This is a genomic window from Chryseobacterium tructae, assembly GCF_030409875.1.
In the GTDB taxonomy this organism is placed as follows: domain Bacteria; phylum Bacteroidota; class Bacteroidia; order Flavobacteriales; family Weeksellaceae; genus Chryseobacterium; species Chryseobacterium tructae.
On record NZ_JAUFQR010000001.1, the window covers coordinates 3,507,863 to 3,530,086 of the forward strand.

A 22,224-nucleotide genomic window follows, 5' to 3' on the forward strand; every position below is an offset into this window, starting at 1 on the left:
GATAGCATTGATTGCTATCCTTTTTTATTTAATATTTCTTTCCCCACTTCTTCTTGAGCTCTTCATAGATTTTTTTTTCTGTGGCATTATTCCCAGGTTCGTACAACTTCACATCTTTGATCTCCTGAGGAAGAAAATCCTGATCTACAAAATTACCCTCGTAAGAATGGGCGTATTTATATTCTTTTCCATAGTCCATATCTTTCATCAACTTAGTAGGGGCATTTCTTAAATGAAGTGGCACAGGTAGATTTCCCGTTTGTTTCACCAATGCTAACGCTTCGTTAATCGCCATATATGCGGAATTGCTTTTAGGAGAAACAGCCAGATATATTGCGGCCTCACTTAGGATAATTCTTGCTTCGGGGTTTCCAATAACATTCACAGCCTGGAAGCAATTATTAGCAATCACCAATGCATTAGGATTGGCCAGCCCAATATCTTCAGCAGCAAGAATGAGCATTCTTCTTGCAATAAACTTAATATCTTCCCCTCCGGCAAGCATTCTTGCCAACCAATATACAGCTCCGTTGGGATCACTTCCACGCATCGATTTAATGAACGCTGAAATAATATCATAGTGCTGTTCCCCATTTTTATCATACAAAGCCATCGTCTCCTGAAGTACTTCCAGCACATCAGAATTGATAATCTCTTTGGTTTCTGAATTTCTATACTGATTTAAAACCAATTCTACAGAATTGATCAATTTTCTCGCATCACCTCCCGAGTATTGAATAAGGGCTTCTTTTTCAAGAACTTTAAAATCGGCTCCTTCCTCTTTATTATATCTTTCAGAAGCAATATCAACAAGTTCTTCAAGTTTTTCATAACTTAAAGCTTTCAAAACATACACCTGGCTTCTTGAAAGCAGAGCAGATACCACCTCAAAGCTTGGATTTTCGGTAGTAGCTCCTATCAAGACAATCCAACCTTTCTCTACAGCATGCAACAAAGAGTCTTGTTGCGATTTATTAAAACGGTGAATCTCATCAATAAATAAAATAGGAGATTTTCCTGAAAACAAATTCTGCTTTTTAGCATCATCAATAACATCACGAACATCCTTTACTCCTGAAGAGACAGCTGAAAGTTTATAAAATTTTCTCCCTGAGCTTTCAGAAATAATTTCAGCCAGAGTCGTTTTCCCTGTTCCCGGTGGACCCCAAAAAATAAGGGAATTGAGACTATTGTTTTCAATCATTTTTCTGATCGTCCCTTTTTCGCCGGTAAGATGCTCCTGCCCTAATACATCCTCCAGGGTTTTAGGTCTTAGTTTCTCGGCTAATGGAATATTTTGATTCAAAGTACTTTTATTTTTTTTAGATCAATATTTCAGATTTCTACCCTCTGAAACTTCTAACAAAATTAAACTAATTTTCATTTTTTTACCCTATTTTTGCATTGTTTTGAAACTTACATTCAATAAAATCATTACATTTCCTTTGGTAATTTTGATAAAATTTTACCAATGGTTCATCTCGCCCCTACTTCCTAAAAATTGTCGTTACGAACCCACCTGCTCTCATTATATGATAGAGTCTTTAAGGGTTCATGGTATATTTAAAGGATTCTGGCTGGGATTCAAGAGGATTTTAAGATGTCATCCCTGGGGAGGAAGTGGCTATGACCCTGTTCCCCCGAAACATAACCATCAATAAAAACAAACTATTAAATCAATAGAAAAATGAATACTATTTTTTTCAGAATTTACCTTGTCATATTTGCATTGGTTACTCAGTGCCTTTTTGCACAGGAATACCCTGGGGGTTTATCTGACGGAACTTTAGATATCAACGGAAACAATGTTCCTGTAAAAATCTATTCCACTACAGAATTGGGAGACCTTAGTGCTTTTCCGGACAGAGGAATTAAAGATAATGTTCTGGTCATTCTTAACGAATCCAATTTTGAACCTGCTTATTACACTTACAGCTCTTCAACATTGGCGAGATTCAAGGATTCACAATACCAGTTTTTCGATAAAAATTTCAAACTGATCAATACAGCGGTTACCAAAGATAATATTACAACATTTAAATATGCGGTAAAATCTGCAAAACCTATTGCTGAATCTGATAAAGTTGCTCTTAAAACATCCTTTAAAATATGGGATCCTTCAAAAGGAATTCATCTTGGAGCGTTTACTTTACACTTTTACAGCTTAATGTTTGTTCTTGCATTTGGTTTAGGATATATTTTAATGACCAGAATCTTTAAAATTGACCATGTGAATCAGAAATACCTGGAACCACTTTTCACATGGACCTTAATAGGAACAATTCTTGGTGCAAGATTAGGACATGTAATTTTCTATCAACCGGAATTATTTAAAGAGGATTTCTGGAGTGTATTTCTTCCTATAAGCACCAAAAACGGAATTAAATTCACTGGATTTTCAGGATTAGCAAGTCATGGAGCAACCATTGCATTGATTCTTACCACTCTTTACTATTCATTTAAGATCATCAAGAAAAATCCTTTCTGGGTATATGACAGATTAGGCATTGTAGTGGCATTAGGAGGTGCATTTGTAAGAATGGGGAACTTCTTCAATTCAGAAATCGTAGGAAAACCTGCAGACCCTAATTCTCCATTTGCTTTACTTTTCCCACAACAAAGCAGCGAATACGGACTTACAGTTCCACGGTATCCAAGTCAATTATTTGAAGCGGTAGGCTATGTTGCACTCTTCATTTTGTTATGGGTACTTTATAGAAAAACGAATAAAAAGTACCAACAGGGATGGTTATTTGGATTATTCTTTATCATCCTTTGGGCGATCAGATTCTTCGTAGAATTCCTGAAAGAGCCACAGGGAGATGAATTCATTCAGATAGGAGGTTTAAATACCGGACAGGTTCTGTCTATTCCATTTATGATTGCCGGAGTAATCATCATGGTTGTTTCTAAGAAATTCAAAATTACTGAGGCTGAAAATGCAAAACCTGAATAATCAGGATATTCAGATCATCTCGGTTTAAAAATAGAAAAGGCAAATTTGTTTCATACAGATTTGCCTTTTTAAAGTTTAATTCGGTTTATTATTTTATAAATTTCGCTCTGTTTTTTTATTTAATTCTACAAAAACATTCCCCAATTCATTGATGACATCTGTTGGAAGCATAGATTCTTTCGAGTACTTTTTTGCCGCAAAGTCAGCAGCCTTTCCATGCAGCCAAACTCCTAAAATAGAGGTTTCTTTTTCCGAATACCCTTGTGCTAAAAGAGAAGTCAGGATTCCGGTCAGAATATCACCACTTCCTCCTTTGGCCAATCCGGCATTTCCGGTCACATTATAATAAACATCTCCTTCAGGAGTAATCACTTGTGTATGATGATCTTTCAGTATAATATAGATATCGAACTCCCTCGCTTTTTCTTTTGCTAATTCTAATCTTTTAAAAGAGTTTTCCGTTTTCCCAAACAGCCTTTCAAATTCTTTAGGATGCGGAGTCATAATTGACCTTTCAGGAATTAACTGAAGGTTGTTATGATTTTCAGAAATTATATTCAATGCATCGGCATCCAAGACTAATGGAGTATGATAATCTTTCAGAAAACTCAGGAGTCCCTTTTGAGTATCTTCATGTGTTCCTAAACCGGGACCTATTCCTACTGTTGTTCCTTTATCGGGATTAAAACTCTTTATATAGTGTTCTCCGCCTTCTATAAACATTGCTTCAGGGCAGGAAATTTGCACAATTTCATATCCACATTGAGGAGCCAATGTAAAAGTAAGCCCAGCACCGGTTTTCAATGCTGATTTTGTTGCCAATACAACCGCTCCGATCTTTCCATAACTTCCCCCAACAATAACTGCCTTACCATAATTTCCTTTGTGTGCGAATTCATTTCTCGATTTAAAAAGAGATTGAACAAAGTAATCATCTATTACAAAATAATTGGTTTTTGTTGTGTCACTATAATCTTTACTTAAACCAATATCCAAAACGATCACTTTTCCTGTGTATTTTCCAGTTTCCGGATGGAGAAAGCTTCTTTTCCAGCATTGGAAAGTCAGCGTATAATCAGCTTTTAAAACAACAAAATCACCCTCAAAAGTCTGATCAGCAGACAATCCTGAAGGAAGATCTATTGCTATTTTAATATGATCTTTTTTGTTGATCCAATCAACCATATCTCCATACCCTTCATCTAAAGGTCTCGATAATCCAGTTCCAAAAAGAGCATCAATAATAATAGTTTTATCATCAAACTTGTAATGCTCAATCTGACTGAAAGATCGAACGAAAATTCCAGAAGTACTTCCCAGCCTTTTAAGATTCACCCATGCATCTTCTGAGAACTCTCCTTTGATATCTTTAATAAAAACATCAACGTCAAAGCCTTTCAGATACAACATTCTCGCTACAGCAAACCCATCGCCGCCATTATTTCCATGACCACAAAACAAAACCACCCTTCTATGAACTTTACAATGTTCGGAGATCCAATTGGCGGCAGCCATTGAAGCTCTTTCCATCAATTGAATGGAAGATACAGGTTCATTGGAAATAGTAAACTGATCCCAACTCCGAATTTGTCCAGCTGTGAAGATTTTCATAAGTAAATCTGGTTTTTAAATAAATTATAAAGGATATTTCATTATGCTAAACCTCCGATAACAAAAATACAGAGACATCATTAATGAAATAAAATATAAGGATAAAGTTACAATTTCCATTAAAATGGATAATACAGATTTAGGATAAAAGCAAGCATTTTTGGAATAAAAAACTACAAAAAGTAGTGTTTTTTACATTTTTTAATTATATTTTTGTGTATATACTAATTAAAAAAATATAAATTATGGGATTTGTTAAGGAATTTAAAGAGTTTGCCTTTAAAGGAAATGTTCTCGATCTTGCTGTCGGTGTAATCATTGGTGCAGCATTTGGTAAAATTGTTTCATCTTTGGTGGAAGATGTTATCACTCCTTTGATCTTAAACCCTGCACTTAAAGCTGCAGGTGCGGAAAATATAGCTAAACTTACCTGGAATGGTGTTGCTTATGGAAATTTCCTTTCTGCTGTCATTAGTTTCCTATGTATTGCTATGGTTCTTTTCTTTATCATTAAAGGAGCTAATAAAGTTAACAAAAAAGAGGCTCCTGCTCCTGCCGGACCTACAGACGATCAAAAGCTATTAGCTGAGATCAGAGATTTGTTGAAAAGCAAAAACAATATATAATCTACTCTGTAACAGTTTACAATATAAAAGCACCTTCAAGAAGGTGCTTTTTTACTTTTATCTTATGGATTCAATTACTGAATCTGTAAAATACTTGAAATCTGATCAGCCAGAGAAAGTCCTATTCTATCCTGAGCTTCTAAAGTAGAAGCACCTGTGTGAGGCGTCAGGGAGATTTGGAGTGATTAAGGATCTCTTTAGAAGGTGTTGGCTCGTTAATGAAAACATCCAGTCCTGCAAACTTTACTTTACCGGAATCCAAAGCTTCCATTAAAGCAGATTCATCAATGACTCCACCTCTGGAACAGTTTACAATCGCTACTCCATCCTTCATAATCTCAAACTCATTTTTACCAATCATATATCCTTCTTTCTGAGCCGGAACGTGAAGAGTAATAAAATCTGAATGCTTCAATACTTCCTGCAAAGGTTCTGTTTCTATATCTACGTTGATAAACTGATTGTTATAGAACTTCACTTTAATACTTGCTCTTCCCACATTGTTATCTGCTGCAACGACTCTCATTCCAAGTCCAAGGGCAATTCTTGCTACCTCCTGACCTATTCTTCCCATTCCGATAATTCCGATGGTCTTTCCTCTTAGTTCAATTCCTGCCGCATATGCTTTTTTAAGCCCTGCAAACTCAGTATCACCTACCAAAGGCATCTTTCTGTTGGAATCCTGAAGGAATCTGGCTCCGGAAAATAAATGAGCAAAAACAAGTTCAGCAACAGACTCCGAAGACGCTGCCGGTGTATTGATGACATGAAGGCCTTTTTCTCTTGCATAGTCTACATCAATATTATCCATACCTACACCTCCTCTTCCTATAATTTCAAGAGAAGGGCAACCATCGATAATATCTTTCCTTACCTGCGTAGCACTTCTTACCAATAAAGTACGCACTTGGTGCTCATTAATATAATCTACTAAAAATTCCTGTGGAACTTTTGCAGTAATAACCTCGAATCCCTTTTCTGTTAATGCATCAATTCCAGATTGATCCAGGCCGTCATTAGCTAAAACTTTCATAAATACAACTATGTTTTAAAAGTAGAAAGATTTAAAAATTAAAGGATGTACTCCATTCAATTTTTAAATCTCTCATTATATTATTTTATTCTTCGTCTTCTTTGAATACTTCAATGGTTACTTGCTTTTCTACCAGGTCTGTAAATCTTCCCTTGTATCTTGTAGCTCTTACCAAATGATTATCGATCCAGTGATAATTACCTCCTCTCGGTTTTCCGCAGAGTACGCTGTGGTATTTGAAACCATGCTTATCCAACCAATCGATGGTGATTTGCTTTAAGTTTTCTGTTCTTGAGGTAAAGAAACAAATCTGATGCCCTTCATCATACCATTTATTAACGGTTGCCAAAGCATCAGGATATGGTTCACAGGTAACCATTCTTTCTGGTTCTTCATTAGGAACGTCATCTGTAATGGTTCCATCTATATCGATTAAGTAATTTTTAACTCCATCCTTAAGAATAGGACTAATGTGCTCTACGTATTCTAATTCCATCACGAAAATTTGTGAAACAAAGTTAAGTCTTTTATACCTACCAAGTGTATTAATCTTGGTTTATGTTAAAAATTTACTACAAAAATCGTTATTTAATAAATAATATAAACATTTTATTCATTATTTCAGGCCTTATGATTAAAAATTTTCATTTACAATTTTAGTTTTAGGTATTGGTATTGATAAAATTTGGAGATTTAGCGAAACTTACTTTATATTTCAAATTTCTTTTTCATTCCCTTCCTTATCATTCAAAAGATAGAATGTTTTCTGAAAAATTTCCAAAATACATTTATTACACTTACATTTGTAGAAATGGAAGAATTTGTAGTTTTAGTAAATCCTGATGATGTAGTTTTGGGTTTGATGGAGAAACAGCAGGCTCACGTTAATGGCCTGTTACACCGTGCTTTTTCTGTATTTCTGTTTAACAACAATGGCGAAATGCTGCTTCAGAAAAGAGCGTCAGGAAAATACCATTCTCCCAACCAATGGACCAATGCAGTATGTTCACACCCAAGAATTGGGGAAACTTATCTGGCCGGAGCCCAACGAAGGCTCAAAGAAGAATTGGGAATTGAGACTGAACTGTCAGAAAAATTCAACTTCATTTATAAAGCAGATGTAGGTGGTGATCTCTGGGAGCACGAGCTAGATCATGTCTTTGTAGGAAATTATGAATCCGATTTAATCTGAATAAAGAGGAAGTGGAAGAAGTAAGATTTATTTCTCCTGAAGATCTTGATAAAGAAATTTCTGAAAATCCTGAACATTTTACTGCATGGTTCAAAATCATCCTTGAAGAATATAAACACCATTTTTAACGATGAAAAAAATACTTCTTTTTACTACCATACTATCAGGAAGTTTGTTTTTTGCCCAAAAGACAAATTCTTATGATAGCCCAAACTACTCTATCAACGTTCCTGAAGGTTGGAGATCTACTAATGATAGTGATATCGTTAATATTTTCCCTACCAATGAAATTGGAGCCATTACCATTTCCGAATACCACGACTTGAATTTGCCCAAAGCCGAAACAAAGAAATTCATTCTGGCTCTTTATAAATCGCAAGATGAAGAAAAAAAGGTAAAGGAAAATAGAAGTAAAAAAGGATACACGGAATATTATTACGAATATTTTGATGAAAAAGAAAAACTATTCTGGATTACAAGAGCCTTTCAGAAGGATAAAGACTTGTATCTGGTCACCATTAATTGTGGCCAAAAATTCTGGAATGGAAACTATATGACCCTATTCAATGAGACTTTTAACAGTTTTAAAATAAAGAAATAAAAATTAAATATGAAGAAAACAGCTTTGTACGACAAACATGTTTCCTTGGGAGCTAAGATCGTACCTTTCGCAGGTTTTGAAATGCCTGTACAATATTCAGGAGTAACGGAAGAGCATTTTGCAGTAAGAGAAAAAGCAGGATTGTTTGATGTTTCCCACATGGGTCAGTTTTTTATCGAAGGTTCGGGATCAAAAGATCTTTTACAATTCGTGACGACTAACAATGTAGATGCTCTTGAAAACGGAAAAGCTCAGTACTCATGTCTTCCAAATGAAAACGGAGGAATTGTGGACGACCTTATCGTTTACAAAATGGAAGATGATAAATATTTTGTAGTAGTCAACGCTTCCAATATTGATAAAGACTGGAATCATATCTCAAAATACAATACGTTCGGAGCGAAAATGACCAATGCTTCTGATGACATGTCATTATTAGCCGTTCAGGGTCCTAAGGCTACTGAAATTCTTCAAAAGCTTACTGATGTAAACCTTTCTGAAATCCCTTACTATAACTTTACAGTAGGAAGTGTAGCAGGAGTAAATGATATCATTATTTCCAATACAGGATACACGGGAAGCGGAGGTTTTGAGATCTATTTCAAAAACGAAAGCGCAGAAAAACTTTGGGATGAAATAATGAAAGCTGGTGAAGCAGAAGGAATTATTCCTTGTGGATTGGCTTCCAGAGATACTTTAAGACTTGAAAAAGGATTCTGCTTATACGGAAATGATATTGATGATACAACTTCTCCCATTGAAGCTGGTTTAGGATGGATTACTAAATTTGATAAAGAATTCGTTTCTAAAGATACTTTTGCAAAACAAAAAGAGGAAGGTGTTACAAGAAAATTAGTAGCCTTCGAACTTCAGGATAAAGGAGTTCCAAGACACGACTACCCTGTTGTAGATGCTGAAGGAAATGTAATCGGAAAAGTAACTTCAGGAACTCAGTCTCCAATGAAAAAGATCGGTTTAGGTCTTGCTTATGTAGACAAGCCTCACTTCAAATTAGGTTCTGAGATCTTTATTCAGGTAAGAAACAAAAACCTTCCTGCAAAAGTAGTGAAAGCTCCTTTTGTATAATGAATCTCATACAATATAGAATAAGAGACTATCTTCGGATAGTCTCTTTTCTTTTAATTATTTTATTTCAGAAATAGGAAATTTACACTCTTAGTTTCCTTAAAATTTCAACCCAAAATACTTTTGAACTGAATAAAAAAGAGACTGTAAAACCTTACAATCTCTATATTCTTATCTGCAGTAACAGCAAAGTGATCTGTCCGGAGTACACATATCTCCTCTTCCTGGATGATTGGAGACTACACCTCCTGCTTCACCACAAAGTGTAAAACAATTAGGAACAATAACTTTTCCCCCACCTTTAATTTCTTTTAATGCTAACCTGTTAAGTTTCTGGGCTTTAAAAATGTTTTGATTCATAATAATAGTTTTTGATTATTTAAATATAAGAATAAAAACATTAAAATATTATATACCAACATTTTAAATAAAAAAATAAGCTCCGCAAGCGGAGCCTAAGTTTATATTTATTGAGCTAAATTATTATTCTACTCCAAAGAATGTTCTTAGAGCCTCTATGTTATTTTTATCATTCCCTATAAAAATCTCTTTATCTGTGATAAAAACTGGACGCTTTAAGAAGGTATAGTGATCCAATAATAATTCTTTGAAATCTTTTTCTCTCAAAGACTTTACATCCAGACCTCTCAATTTAATCTGAGTAGATTTTTTGCTGAACAAAGCTTCGTATGATTTCGCCAGCTTATGCATTTCTTCTAATTCTTCTTTGGTAATGGGTTGCTTTTTAATCTCGCGAAGTTCCCAGTCTGTAAGGTCAAATTGAGCTAAAATTTTTCTGCAGGTATCGCAGGTATTTAGGTAAAATACTTTCTTCATTATTATTCTTGTCTGTTATTTGTTAAAATTCTACTTCATTATTTATTTCGTCTTTCAAAAGTAGGATTTAATCTAAAACTTTGAAAATTATTAAATAACTTTATTCAAATTTTATAAAGATGCAGAACAAACCTATTACTTTTCAATTTATTTCAGAGCCATCAGATGTTAATTACGGCGGAAATGTGCATGGCGGAAGTGTTATGAAATGGATTGATCAGGCAGGCTATGCGTGTGCCACTACCTGGAGTGGAAATTATTCAGTTACAGTATATGTTGGAGGAATACGTTTCTACGAACCGATTAAAATTGGAGAAGTGGTAAAAGTAGATGCTCAGGTCATTTACACTGGAAGCTCAAGCATGCATATTGCGATCAATGTCTTTTCCAGAAATCTGAAACAGCCTACTTTTGATAAAAAAACACATTGCATCATCGTCTTCGTTGCTGTGGATGAAAATGGTAAAAAGCTGCCTGTCCCTAAATGGACCCCCGAAACAGAAGAGGAAAAACTACAGGAACAATATGCCAAGCGTCTGATGGAACTCAGAACTCAGATTGAGGATGAAATGAAACCCTTTTTATAGAAATGTATAGCTTTGAAGCATTCGAATACTTTCAGTCAAAATATTGAGAGTATGGATACTAGGTACAAAATGAATCCAACTTTAGAAATAAGCTATTCCCATCAATGAAAAGCAAAAACAGAAACTTATTATTGAATTTTATAATGACCCATTTGCTTTTGAAAGGAATAATTTTAACAAAAACAACGGTAATTTACGCATCAATATCAACGGAAAGGAAATTCGCAATATAGAAGAACTGAATACCCAGGCCAAAAGCATGCAGGAGGTAATCAGAAAATACAACAATCCTGTAGAAATAGATAAGGCAATACATTATCCAATATATTAAACATCAATATCACCAAATCCTGTGGTTTTGAACTAGGTATTTATGATTAAAGATATGCTCAGTTTTTAGGTTTTGGCTAAAGCCAATGGATTGCATATTCATTTATTCGGATGGGCTAAAGCCCATCCCTATTGATGTTGATATCGGGATGGATAATAGATGTTTAACGACAAGATCTTTTATCTTTTATCTTTTATCTTTTATCTTTTATCTTTTATCTTTTATCTTTTATCTTTTATCTTTTATCTTTTATCTTTTATCTTTTATCTTTTATCTTTTATCTTTTATCTTTTAATCATAATTTATATCTTTGTAACATCAAAAGGAAATGGTGTTCTTCCTTCCCCAACCGCTTTACAAAAGCTGATGACGCCTGATTGAGAGATTATTAAACAATAACTAATCAGGATTATTATGTCAAAAAACCAACGAACACTTGTTAAAAAAACAATTTTTCACACTCAATTTTTCTTTAGAAAATTTCCGGCACTGCCTTATATTGGCAAATGGCTTCTAATCAGTATCATTATTGGAGCTTTGGCAGGAAGTGCCTCTGCTGGCTTTTTACAATCGCTGGAATGGGCGACAAATTTTAGAGAAAGCCATTTATGGCTAATTGCTTTGCTTCCTGTGGCTGGTTTTTTAATTGGGCTTATCTATTATTATTGGGGAAAAGATGTGGAGGCTGGAAATAATCTTCTGATTGATACTATTCATGATCCTAAAGAGATTATTCCATTCAAAATGGCTCCTTTCGTTTACTTAGGAACCATTGCCACTCATTTTTTTGGAGGTTCAGCTGGTCGTGAGGGAACAGCTCTTCAGATGGCTGGTGCTATTGCGGATCAACTTAGTAAACCTTTTAAGCTTGATAAAAATGAAAGGAAAATATTAATTATCTCTGCCATTGCTGCCGGATTCGGTTCTGTGTTTGGAACTCCTTTGGCAGGTGCTGTGTTCGGACTTGAGGTATTTCTGATCGGAAGGATACGTTATAATGCCATATTCCCAGCTTTTGCCTCAGCAATTCTTGCGGATTGGGCTACCAACCTCTGGAATGTAAAACATACTCACTATCATATTGATTTTATCCCTAAACTAGAGTTTCTCCCTATCTTATATAGTATTTTAGCAGGTATTACTTTTGGTATTTGTGCTGCAGCATTCAGTAAAATCATTCATTGGGCAGGGTCTATTTTTAAATCGAAGATTAAATATCCACCGCTTCGTCCGGTTATTGGAGGAATTATTATTGCCCTTGCCGTTCTGCTCATGGGTACAACAAGATATATCGGACTGGGAGTTCCGGTGATTCTGGAGTCTTTTGAAAAGCAGCTCCCATTCTATGATTTTGCCATAAAAATGATTTTTACCATCGTTACCCTTTCAGCAGGTTTCAAAGGTGGTGAAGTAACTCCATTATTTTTTATTGGAGCAACATTAGGAAGTGCATTATCCCTATTTATTCCATTACCTTTTGGATTATTGGCAGGAATGGGATTTGTGGCTGTATTTGCAGGAGCAACCAACACTCCATTAGCCTGTATGTTAATGGGAATTGAATTATTTGGGGCAGAATGTGGTATTTATATAGCTATTGCCTGCGTGGTTTCTTATCTTCTTTCGGGGCACAATAGCATTTACACTAAACAAAAGATTGGTGAAGCTAAAAATAGAAGGTATGAGAGCCAACAGGATAGATCTATTTCCGATTTTCTTTAATCATCCAACAAGCCATTAAAAGACGCACCACGAACCACAAACCTCTCCAACACTGTTACCCGAAATACAACTATAATCCGTACTTTTGCACCATGTTCGATTACAGGTTAAAAGTTTTCCATACCGTAGCTTCCAGACTGAGTTTTACTAAAGCTTCTGAGGAGCTTCATATTTCGCAACCGGCAGTTACCAAGCACATCAAAGAAATTGAAGTTCAGTTGAGCACCAAATTATTTGACAGAAAGGGAACTTCCATACAGTTGACGCAAAGTGGTAAAATCCTGTATGAATACGCTGAAAAGATCAGAAATATCTATCGTGATCTGGAATTTGAAATCAGTCAGATCAACCAACAACATAAAGGAAAACTAATCATTGGAGCCAGTACCACTGTAGCCCAGTATATTTTGCCTGAAATTTTGGCCAAATTCAATGCTTATTATAAAGATATTAAAATTGAACTGTTGACTGGGAATACTGAAGCCATTTCCACTCTTTTAAAAGAAGAAAAAATCGACCTTGGTATTATTGAGGGGGAATCACAATCTTCTTATTTTGATTATAAAGCTTTTAAACCCGATGAAATTGTTCTGGCCGCCAAGTCAGATCATCCTCTGGCTCATAAAATGTTAAATGTAAAAGACCTCTATCAGCTGAATCTTATTTTCCGTGAACAAGGTTCAGGAACTCTTGAGTATATCCAAAACCGATTAAGAGAAAAGGGAGTTAACATTCATGAGTTGAATACCGTTATTCAGTTGGGAAGCAGCGAGAGCATCAAAAACTATCTTCTTCATTCGGATTGTATGGCTTTTCTTTCTATCAGTACCATTTTAAATGAGCTGAAAAATAATATTCTTACTGTTATTGACATTAAAAACTTCAATATTGAAAGAGATTTTCATTTTATCCTTCCCAAAGGAGAGCAATCAGAGCTTATAGAACTCTTTTTAAGATTTGCAGAGTAATACGTTTTGGCTAAAGCCAGTGGATCTTTTTTATTTTTTGGCGGGCTAAAGCCGACCTTTATTGATATTGATACCCCAATACAAAATAGTTGTTTAACGACTTTATCTTTTATAACTTTTAGTTATCCGGTATAACAAAATACAATTTACTTTGTAATAACATATTTACGAATTTTGAACCAGATTTTAAAAGTTCGAAATATGAAAGATTTCATTCAAAATGAAACGACACGAAAAGTAATTTTTATTGGATTGGCAGTTTTATGTCTTACTCCATTCATTTCTTCTCCCATTGCTCTGGCATTAGGTTTTGCCCTAGCTGTTTTTATGGGAAATCCATTTGAAAAACATTTGCATCAATATATTCATCTGTTGTTACAGATCTCTATTGTCGGATTAGGTTTTGGATTAAAACTGGATGAAGCACTTCATGCCGGAAAAACAGGATTAATGTTAACGGTTGTAAGTATTGTTACTGTAATGGTTCTGGGATATTTTTTAGGAAAGATCTTCAAGCTTGAAAGACCACTATCCTACCTCTTATCTGCCGGAACGGCTATCTGTGGTGGAAGTGCCATTGCTGCGGTTTCTCCTATCATTAAACCCACGACCAAACAAATATCTCTGGCTTTAGCAATTGTCTTTACATTGAATTCTATTGCTTTATTTGTATATCCTGCAGTCGGACATCTGCTGAATCTTTCTCAAGAACAGTTGGTTTATGGTGTGCTGTGGGAATTCATGACACTAGTTCTGTGGTAGGTGCTGCCAGTAAATATGGTGATGAAGCCTTAAAAATTGCCACTACGGTTAAATTAGCTCGTGCTTTATGGATTATTCCGGTTTCCCTGATCACCATGTTTATTTTTAAAAGTAAAGATTCAAAAATTAAAATTCCGTGGTTTATAGGGTATTTCATCTTAGCTATTTTACTGAATACATATTTTCCTATTATGGATACTTTCAGTACGGCTATTACTTCTTTAGCTAAATCCGGATTGAATCTGACCCTGTTTTTTATTGGATCTACTCTTTCTATTCAGACTTTAAAATCAATAGGTTTTAAGCCCTTGCTTACCGCTGTACTGCTTTGGGTAACCATCAGTATTGGAAGCTTGTTATACATCATTCACTAAAAACAGCAACACCCTTCTGAAATCAGGAGGGTGCTGCCTATTAAATGTGGAAATGTTTATTTAATTCTAAATAATTTGTTATATCTGCGGACAGTTATATACCTGTAGACAGCCGATATATATAGAGCAATATTCCGGTCCTGTTACAGCACCTGAACAGCTGCATCCACAAAGAGATAAATCCGGTTTACCGCTTATTCCTCCTGTAATGTTTTTCAAGTCTGCTTTTTTCAATTTTTTAGCATTTTTAGTAATGTTCATGTTATTTGTTTTTAGTTAAACGTATAGTTTTAGTTACATTCCAAAGTTAAACAAATATTAAATATTCGCAACACAATTATATTCAAATTATAATAAATTATTGATTTAATATAATTATGATACCATAAAACACAATAACTCTACTTCTATTTTTTAAACAATTCAAAATTTACTCTATAAATTCCAGATCCTTATTATGCGTTTCTGAAATTGTCAATGAAGAATAAAATGCCAAACCAAATACCACAACCCCTACAATTGCCGCACTTTCTACGACAGAAAAACTACCTTTAAAGAAGTCAAAAGCCAGAATCATTACAGGAACCAGCCCTCTTACCATATTCGGAACAGTAGTGGTGGCTGTATTTCTGATATTGGTTCCAAATTGTTCTGCTGCAAGGGTAACAAACATTGCCCAATAGCCTGTCCCAAAGCCCAGCCAAACACAGAACATATAATACTTTGTTTCAGTATTGGTATTCCCAAATAACATAATTCCTACGCCAACCAAAGTAAACAACAACATGTAAAATATAGCCATCTTACGTGATTTTAAAGCATGAGAAATAAAACCACTCATTAGATCTCCTACAGAAATACCTACATAAGCCCACATAATGGCCTTCCCTGGATTAATCTCCTTGATTCCGAATTCGGGAGCAAATTGATTGGCCAAAACAGCCAAGATCCCTATACAATACCAGGTCGGTAATCCCACAGCAATACATTTCAAGTATCGTATCAACCTGTCTTTATTGGTAAAAAAAGAGAGAAAATTTCCTTTGGAGACATTTTTATGCTCAATATTCTTATAAATTCCGGATTCGGAAACACTGATTCTCAATAACAGTAATAGAATCCCCATAATTCCACCGATGATATAGGAAATATTCCAGCCTCCGGCTAATTCTACTGTTAATTGCGCTACAACAGCTCCCATTAATCCAAAACCAGCCACTACAGAGGTACCAATGGCTCTTAAATTCTTCGGCAGACTTTCAGAAACCAACGTAATTCCGGCTCCAAGCTCTCCAGCCAGACCTATTCCCGCAATAAACCTTAAACCAGCATATTGATACACTAAATGCTCTTTTGGAAAATAAGGCAAAAATCCACAGGCTATATTCGCAAGAGAATATACCAGAATAGAACCAAAGAGTACGGAAAGCCTTCCTTTTTTATCTCCGAAAACTCCCCAGAATATACCTCCGATAAGAAGACCTACCATCTGACAATTTAGGATAAAGGTTCCGTCAACATCAGGATTAAGCCCTAAAGCTTTAAACTGGGAATCCTCACAATCCCAAACAGGAGAAGGTCATAGATATCTACAAAATAGCCCAAGGCTGCGATAATAACGGGAATAGAGAAAATGTACTTCAATTTTGAAGACAGAGATAATTCTTGCATTGTTAAGTTTTGATAAAAATAAAAAACCTTTCAATTTCTTGAAAGGTTTTTATAAAATATCTTATTCCGATTATTATCTTGCAATATTCACGGCTCTTGTTTCTCTGATTACAGTTACTTTCACCTGTCCAGGGTAAGTAAGTTCATTCTGAATTTTTTCTGAGATATCATAAGACAGTTGAGAAGCAACTTCGTCGTTTACTTTTCCACTTTCTACCATTACTCTTAATTCTCTACCTGCCTGGATTGCATAAGCACTTGATACTCCATCAAAGCTTAATGCTGCAGATTCAAGATCCTTCAGTCTTTGGATGTAAGATTCCAATACTTGTCTTCTTGCTCCTGGTCTTGCTCCTGAAATCGCATCAGCTACCTGAATGATCGGAGATAATAGAGACTTCATTTCAATTTCGTCGTGGTGAGCACCGATTGCGTTTACAACCTCTGGGTTTTCACCGTATTTCTCAGCCCATTGCATTCCTAATAACGCGTGTGGTAATTCTGATTCCTGCTCAGGAACTTTACCAATATCGTGTAATAGACCTGCTCTTTTAGCTAACTTAACGTTTAATCCTAATTCAGCAGCCATAGTTGCAGCGATGTTAGCTACTTCTCTTGAGTGCTGTAGTAAGTTCTGTCCGTAAGAAGAACGGTATTTCATTCTCCCTACGATTTTGATCAATTCAGGGTGTAATCCGTGGATTCCTAAATCGATGATCGTTCTCTTACCTACTTCAATGATTTCCTCTTCAATTTGTTTTCTTGTTTTTTCTACCACTTCTTCGATTCTTGCCGGGTGAATTCTACCGTCAGTTACCAATCTGTGAAGTGATAGTCTTGCAATTTCTCTTCTTACCGGATCAAAGCAAGAAAGAAGAATAGCCTCCGGAGTGTCATCTACAATAATTTCAACCCCTGTTACCGCTTCTAAAGCACGGATGTTTCTACCTTCTCTACCAATGATTCTACCTTTTACCTCGTCAGATTCAATGTTGAATACTGATACTGAGTTCTCGATAGCCTGTTCTGTTCCGATTCTCTGAATTGTTTGGATAACAATTTTTCTAGCTTCATTCTTAGCGTTCATCTGAGCTTCTTCCATAATGCTCTGAACGTGTGCCTGTGCTCTTGTTTTCGCTTCTGCCTTCATGGTTTCTACCAATTCTGCTTTAGCTTCATCAGCGGTGTAATTAGAGATTTTTTCAAGTACTTCTACTTTTTTAGCAGTAGCTGTATCTAATTCATGCTGTTTTTTGTCTAAAATTTCATTCTTTTTAGCATAATCTGCAATCTGTCTGTCTAAGTCTTTTTCTAGTTTTGCGGTCTTGCTAAGTTCGTCAGTCACTTTATGCTCCTTATCCTTCGTTCTTTTTTCAGCTTCCTGCATTTTTCTTTCACGAGCCTGAATATCTGAGTCATGCTGAGATTTCAATTCAAGAAACTTTTCTTTAGCTTGTAAGTTCTTTTCTTTCTTTATGGATTCAGCTTGTACGTTAGCTTTTTCTATAAGGTTTTCGGCGTTTTTCTTGGCATCATCTATAATGAATTTTGCCTTAGTATTCAGAGAGCTTTTTGAGAACATTATTCCCACGGCAGCTCCGATTACTAAACATACAACACCGACTATAACTTCTATCATAATGTATATTGAGTTTTAATTGTATTCATATCCTTTAAAAATAAAAAAAGCCTACAATAATCCAGAGATTGAGAGTAAACTCCTAATCAACACGATTTGAACTGATTTCCACTGTCTGTAATCCGGAAGACCGGCACGCCATTCAGAGGACATTTGTTCGGTAATTGTTTAGCGTTGAGTTTACCTTTAATGTGTTAGAATTATTGTAGGCAGTTTGTTCAGGAAAAAAAATCTATTTCCCGATTTCATTCAACGATTGATTGATCTGTTGTAATCTTTCGTTGGTTGAATTAATATTTTTTTCGTAGTTAAGAGAAACTACTTCTGCATTGGTTCCTAATTTTAGGGCACACATTGCTAAAGCATCTTGTTTATCTCTTACATCGAAGTTCTGTTCAAAATCTTTAATCATATTCTCGATCTGCTTCCCTACCTTACGCAAAGTCTCTTCCTCTGCCGCCGGTACGTTCAGCGGATACACTCTTCCTGCAATGTTGACGGTTATTCTCCTTACCTCCATTATAATCCACTGTTTTGAAGCTGAGCAATACAGAAATCAATTTCTTTCACCAATCTGTTGATGTGGTTTTTCATTAATCTATTATGTTCAGGATTTCCTGATATTGCTGAATAAAGTTTTATATTTTTTTGTTCTTCTGCTAATACCTGATTTCTTCTTCTCTCCTCATCATATTTTATCTTCAGCTCTTCATGCTCACTACTTAATTCTGATAACTTTTCAGTAAGATTTCTGTAATTTTTTTGCAGAGCCAAAATTTTTCTCTCTAATTCTGAAAAATTGTTTTCTAAATCTTGAAGCATTTCAGGTTTGTATATTCTAACTAGAAGCAAAAATAAAAAAATATTAACACTAACAAAAATAAATAGTCCTATATTTTGATTTCCCAACAAAAAAGGAGATGCAAAAGCACCTCCTGAATATTTTAATATGATAATTTCTTATTCGAATTTCAGTACAAACATCACCGCTCTGGTTTGTAATGTAGAGATAGCAGAAGCCCAATAAGGAGGCGTAGTCGCATTATCAGCCACTTTCTCATTGTTCATGAAGAATGTTCCTCTGATGGCAGGAGTCAGCTTAAATTTATTGAAATAAAATTGAATTCCCATTTCTGCAGACCACGCAAAGTTGTGGGTAGTGGATCTGAAGATTTGCTGCATGTTATCATCTGTAGAACTAGAATTAGACTGAAGATTTACAATATAATTCACCCCTGCCGCAACATAAGGTCTTGAATTATACCATCTTCGTCCATGAAGTTCCAAAAGTACCGGAATATCAACCAATGTAGATTTAATGTCTCTTACTTTATCTTTTTCCTGTAAAGGAATCGGCGTAAAAATAGGATTGGTGGTAGTTCCACCTTGAAATCTATCATTAGCTTGAGTATTAAAAGTCAACTGTCTTTGCGCAAACTGTAACCCCGGCTCTACTCTTACATCCAAATAATCATTCAATCTCCATTTTGCGATAAGCCCGGCACCGAAGCTATAGCTTTCTTTGGTACTGGTCACGAGATTTTGATTATTTTCCATTCCATAAGTGGAATTGAGTACGATTCGGTAGTCTAGTTTATTCCCGTTCAAATAAAAACCCCAACTGAATTTCTGCTCGTCGAAATCTTCCAGCTTATCCATTCTGTTTCGGGTTCTAAATTGCGCGTTTGCAAAAACGGCAACATTTACTGAGGTTAAAACCAGTGCTTTTAATAGAAATTTATTCATAGGTTACTTTGTTGCTTTATAAATTGTGGCTATACCCAAACTTAATTTTTTATATTCAACTTTCTTAAATCCCGTATCTAAAAGAATTTGCTTCATCTTCTCCCCGAAAGGAAAAGCATTTACAGAATCCGGAAGGTATGTATACGCCCTATTATCTTTGGAAACCAGTTTACCTATAGCAGGTAATATATTTTTGAAATAAAACATATAAAATGGCCCCATGAAACCCTCAACCTTTGAAAACTCCAGTATATAAACACTCTTGTTATCTTTCACTACTCTTCTTAACTCTGCCAAACCTTTGGGTAGGTTTTCAAAATTCCTTACTCCAAATGCAACGGAAACAGCATCAAATCTATTGTCCTCGAAAGGTAAATTTTCTGCATCTCCTTTTTGCATGGAAATTTTGCCGTCTAATTTAAGTTTTTTTATTTTAATAACGCCAACATTGAGCATTTGTTGTGATAAATCTAAACCAACTACTTTTGAACCGGTTCCTTTTTCAATGGTAATTGCCAGATCTCCCGTTCCTGTAGCCACATCCAGCACTTCTTGCGGGTTATCATTTTTCATCCATTTTACCAATTTATTTCTCCATAAAATATCAATTTTCATGGATAAAACACGGTTCAAAAGGTCATATTTCGGCGCAATATTGTCGAACATATCCTCTACCTGGCTCTTCTTTGTAGCCTCAGAATTGTAGGGAGTAACTTTAGTGATATCTTTTGTCAAACTTAAAACTTGTAATATTCTTTATAATAATTTAGGTAATCCTGCTTTCTGAAAACCTTTGATCTCGATTCCACTTGCTGGACATTCTTGATCACTTTGTCATAATCTTCATCTACGTTGTAGTAAAAATCTTCTGTGTAAAGCTTATTGAAACGCTTTGCTCCTCCGTAGTAATCCTTTCCGTCAATCACAGTCTTGTCAAGCGCTGTCAATAACGAATCTTTTTTAAGGTTATACCCGTAGTACTGGTCATTCACGTAGTAATCCTGATGAGCAATGTTGAGCAGACCTCGAAGTTTGTTCACTTCAAATGCAGAATCGTAAAGCATTTTTTTATTCTGATCGAAAACCTGAATAGAGTTTTTCCCTTATTCAAATCCACATGCACATACTGCCCCGCTGATATAACTCCTTCAGAACCATTGTTGATTTTAAAGTAATACGTGTTCGGGGTAGGATTATCTACCACATAATAATTCTTCTTGGCTAAAAAAAGGAAGTAGATCCCAAAGGCAACGATAAACGCCACACCTGCAATAAGTAAGCCTTTTAAGGATGGGTTGTTTTTCATAGATTGTAAAGTACAATTTTTGCAAATTTAATAATATTTTTAATTCTCTGTTATTAATATTAATTATTAACTTTGCATCTTTAAAAAAATCATTTAAACGAATGCCGAATACGATCATTATTGGCTCTGGATCTTACATCCCGAACAGAGTTATTGGTAGAGATTACTTCATGAATTCCGAGTTCTACACTGAAGACGGAGTAAAGATTGAAAAGCCTGTGGAAGAGACCATTGCGAAGTTTGTAGAAATTACAGAAATCGAAAACAGGAGATTCATTGAGGATGATCTTTCCAATTCACAGATCGGTTATAAAGCCGCAAAAATTGCCCTTGAGGATGCAAAAGTAGACGGTGAAGAACTGGATTATATTATTTACGCTAGTAATTTCGGGGAAGTTACTGAGAACGGCTACGCAGACTTCATGCCAACAATGGCGGCAAGAGTGAAGAATAAACTGGGGATTAAAAACAGAAAATGTGTAACGTATGACATGATTTTCGGATGCCCGGGATGGGTAGAAGGTATGATTTTAGCGGACAACCTGATTAAGGCTAAAGTTGCCAAAACCATTCTTATCATTGGAGCTGAGACATTAAGCCGTGTCACTGATCCCTATGACAGAAACAGAATGATCTTTGCTGATGGTGCCGGTGCTGTAGTGGTAAAAGCTACAGATGAAGAAAATGTAGGAATCATTGCTCACAACACCATCTGTGATAACGGCCCTGAGTTAAATTACCTTGAAAACCAACCTTCTATCAACAAAGAAGTAGATCAAAAACGTCTTTATGTGAGAATGTTGGGTAGAAAAATCTACGAATACGCACTTAAAAATGTTCCTGTAGCGATCAAAGACACTATTACAGACGCTGGTCTTTCTATTGAAGACATTGATAAATCCTTATCCATCAGGCGAATGCTAAAATGGACTATGCGATGATTGAAAGACTTCACAGACTTTACGACGTGAAAGAATATGATCACGCGATCTCTCCTATGACCATCCAAGACCTTGGAAATACGTCTGTTGCGACTATCCCTACCATGTATGATTTAATAATTAAAGGAAAAATGGAGGGTCAATCGTTTAAAGAGAATGGTAACATTGTAATGACTTCGGTAGGTGCCGGAATGAACATTAATGCTATCGTTTACAGATTTCCTTAAAAATAATT

19 protein-coding genes, 6 pseudogenes and 1 riboswitch are annotated in these 22,224 nt (G+C 35.4%); of the genes and pseudogenes, 11 read left to right on the plus strand and 14 right to left on the minus strand.

What is annotated here, in order from left to right; all coding sequences use genetic code 11:
* Positions 1–28: 28 nt before the first annotated feature.
* A complete protein-coding gene (locus QWZ06_RS17450) occupies positions 29–1,306 on the minus strand; it encodes a replication-associated recombination protein A (protein WP_290299946.1) in 1,278 nt (425 codons plus the stop codon).
* Between the two features lie 103 nt (positions 1,307–1,409).
* Between QWZ06_RS17450 and yidD the strand changes: the two genes are divergently transcribed.
* Both yidD and lgt read left to right on the plus strand, forming a co-directional pair.
* Complete coding sequence (gene yidD / locus QWZ06_RS17455; RefSeq protein ID WP_290299948.1) at positions 1,410–1,661, plus strand: membrane protein insertion efficiency factor YidD; 252 nt, start codon at positions 1,410–1,412, stop codon at positions 1,659–1,661.
* 446 nt (positions 1,662–2,107) lie between these two features.
* A complete protein-coding gene (gene lgt / locus QWZ06_RS17460; RefSeq protein ID WP_290301380.1) occupies positions 2,108–2,956 on the plus strand; it encodes a prolipoprotein diacylglyceryl transferase in 849 nt (282 codons plus the stop codon).
* 93 nt (positions 2,957–3,049) lie between these two features.
* Here the strand turns inward: lgt and QWZ06_RS17465 are convergent, their stop codons facing one another.
* A complete protein-coding gene (locus QWZ06_RS17465; protein WP_290299950.1) occupies positions 3,050–4,567 on the minus strand; it encodes an NAD(P)H-hydrate dehydratase in 1,518 nt (505 codons plus the stop codon).
* A 245-nt stretch (positions 4,568–4,812) separates the two neighbouring features.
* On the opposite strand from QWZ06_RS17465, the gene mscL reads away from it, so the two are divergent.
* On the plus strand, positions 4,813–5,193 hold the full coding sequence (gene mscL, locus QWZ06_RS17470) for a large conductance mechanosensitive channel protein MscL (protein WP_068942591.1): 381 nt from the start codon (positions 4,813–4,815) through the stop codon (positions 5,191–5,193).
* Positions 5,194–5,267: 74 nt separating this feature from the next.
* On the opposite strand, the pseudogene QWZ06_RS17475 reads toward mscL, so the two are convergent.
* Together QWZ06_RS17475 and QWZ06_RS17480 are read right to left on the minus strand one after the other, a co-directional pair.
* A pseudogene (locus tag QWZ06_RS17475) lies at positions 5,268–6,226 on the minus strand (D-2-hydroxyacid dehydrogenase).
* Positions 6,227–6,311: 85 nt separating this feature from the next.
* Entirely contained in the window at positions 6,312–6,722 is a 411-nt protein-coding gene (locus QWZ06_RS17480; RefSeq protein ID WP_290299953.1) for an LNS2 domain-containing protein, read from the minus strand.
* A gap of 315 nt (positions 6,723–7,037) precedes the next feature.
* Here QWZ06_RS17480 and idi point away from each other — a divergent pair.
* The 3 genes and pseudogenes from idi to gcvT all read left to right on the plus strand — a co-directional run bounded on the left by idi (position 7,038) and on the right by gcvT (position 9,105).
* Positions 7,038–7,546, plus strand: a pseudogene (gene idi, locus QWZ06_RS17485) (isopentenyl-diphosphate Delta-isomerase).
* 2 nt (positions 7,547–7,548) lie between these two features.
* Positions 7,549–8,019, plus strand: coding sequence for a hypothetical protein (locus QWZ06_RS17490; protein ID WP_290299955.1), 471 nt, complete (start codon positions 7,549–7,551; stop codon positions 8,017–8,019).
* 9 nt (positions 8,020–8,028) lie between these two features.
* Positions 8,029–9,105 (plus strand): glycine cleavage system aminomethyltransferase GcvT, encoded by a 1,077-nt coding sequence (gene gcvT / locus QWZ06_RS17495; RefSeq protein WP_290299958.1) that lies wholly within the window; start codon positions 8,029–8,031, stop codon positions 9,103–9,105.
* A gap of 171 nt (positions 9,106–9,276) precedes the next feature.
* Here gcvT and QWZ06_RS17500 read toward each other — a convergent pair whose 3' ends face one another.
* Both QWZ06_RS17500 and QWZ06_RS17505 read right to left on the minus strand, forming a co-directional pair.
* Positions 9,277–9,465, minus strand: coding sequence for a hypothetical protein (locus QWZ06_RS17500; RefSeq protein WP_290299959.1), 189 nt, complete (start codon positions 9,463–9,465; stop codon positions 9,277–9,279).
* 123 nt (positions 9,466–9,588) lie between these two features.
* Positions 9,589–9,942 carry an arsenate reductase family protein gene (locus QWZ06_RS17505; protein WP_290299960.1) on the minus strand — a complete coding sequence of 118 codons (354 nt, stop codon included), beginning with the start codon at positions 9,940–9,942 and terminating at the stop codon, positions 9,589–9,591.
* 119 nt (positions 9,943–10,061) lie between these two features.
* Between QWZ06_RS17505 and QWZ06_RS17510 the strand changes: the two genes are divergently transcribed.
* The 4 genes and pseudogenes from QWZ06_RS17510 (at position 10,062) to QWZ06_RS17525 (ending at position 14,686) form a co-directional block, all read left to right on the plus strand.
* Entirely contained in the window at positions 10,062–10,529 is a 468-nt protein-coding gene (locus QWZ06_RS17510) for an acyl-CoA thioesterase (RefSeq protein ID WP_290299962.1), read from the plus strand.
* Positions 10,530–11,175: 646 nt separating this feature from the next.
* Positions 11,176–11,243: riboswitch (Fluoride riboswitch) on the plus strand.
* Between the two features lie 31 nt (positions 11,244–11,274).
* On the plus strand, positions 11,275–12,582 hold the full coding sequence (locus QWZ06_RS17515; RefSeq protein WP_290299963.1) for a voltage-gated chloride channel family protein: 1,308 nt from the start codon (positions 11,275–11,277) through the stop codon (positions 12,580–12,582).
* 92 nt (positions 12,583–12,674) lie between these two features.
* A complete protein-coding gene (locus QWZ06_RS17520; protein ID WP_290299966.1) occupies positions 12,675–13,550 on the plus strand; it encodes a LysR substrate-binding domain-containing protein in 876 nt (291 codons plus the stop codon).
* A gap of 201 nt (positions 13,551–13,751) precedes the next feature.
* Positions 13,752–14,686 (plus strand): annotated as a pseudogene (locus QWZ06_RS17525) (YeiH family protein).
* Between the two features lie 78 nt (positions 14,687–14,764).
* Here the strand turns inward: QWZ06_RS17525 and QWZ06_RS17530 are convergent.
* From QWZ06_RS17530 to QWZ06_RS27955, 8 genes and pseudogenes are all read right to left on the minus strand, one after another.
* Positions 14,765–14,947: a hypothetical protein gene (locus QWZ06_RS17530; RefSeq protein WP_290299968.1), complete on the minus strand. Its 183-nt coding sequence runs from the start codon at positions 14,945–14,947 to the stop codon at positions 14,765–14,767.
* Positions 14,948–15,116: 169 nt separating this feature from the next.
* Positions 15,117–16,357 (minus strand): annotated as a pseudogene (locus QWZ06_RS17535) (MFS transporter).
* A 73-nt stretch (positions 16,358–16,430) separates the two neighbouring features.
* The gene (rny, locus tag QWZ06_RS17540) at positions 16,431–17,996 is read right to left on the minus strand and encodes a ribonuclease Y (protein WP_290299971.1); all 1,566 of its coding nucleotides are present in this window, start codon (positions 17,994–17,996) and stop codon (positions 16,431–16,433) included.
* Between the two features lie 232 nt (positions 17,997–18,228).
* The gene (locus QWZ06_RS17545; RefSeq protein WP_045495179.1) at positions 18,229–18,516 is read right to left on the minus strand and encodes a cell division protein ZapA; all 288 of its coding nucleotides are present in this window, start codon (positions 18,514–18,516) and stop codon (positions 18,229–18,231) included.
* Positions 18,516–18,905 carry a hypothetical protein gene (locus tag QWZ06_RS17550; RefSeq protein WP_290299980.1) on the minus strand — a complete coding sequence of 130 codons (390 nt, stop codon included), beginning with the start codon at positions 18,903–18,905 and terminating at the stop codon, positions 18,516–18,518. The genes QWZ06_RS17545 and QWZ06_RS17550 overlap by 1 nt, the downstream gene beginning before the upstream one ends.
* 51 nt (positions 18,906–18,956) lie before the next feature.
* Positions 18,957–19,742, minus strand: coding sequence for a type IX secretion/gliding motility protein PorT/SprT (gene porT, locus QWZ06_RS17555; RefSeq protein ID WP_160136892.1), 786 nt, complete (start codon positions 19,740–19,742; stop codon positions 18,957–18,959).
* Positions 19,743–19,745: 3 nt separating this feature from the next.
* Positions 19,746–20,477 (minus strand): bifunctional demethylmenaquinone methyltransferase/2-methoxy-6-polyprenyl-1,4-benzoquinol methylase UbiE, encoded by a 732-nt coding sequence (ubiE, locus tag QWZ06_RS17560; RefSeq protein WP_290299987.1) that lies wholly within the window; start codon positions 20,475–20,477, stop codon positions 19,746–19,748.
* Between the two features lie 2 nt (positions 20,478–20,479).
* Positions 20,480–21,048: pseudogene (locus QWZ06_RS27955) on the minus strand (hypothetical protein).
* Between the two features lie 101 nt (positions 21,049–21,149).
* Here QWZ06_RS27955 and QWZ06_RS17575 point away from each other — a divergent pair.
* Positions 21,150–22,216 (plus strand): annotated as a pseudogene (locus QWZ06_RS17575) (3-oxoacyl-ACP synthase III family protein).
* Positions 22,217–22,224 lie beyond the last annotated feature (8 nt).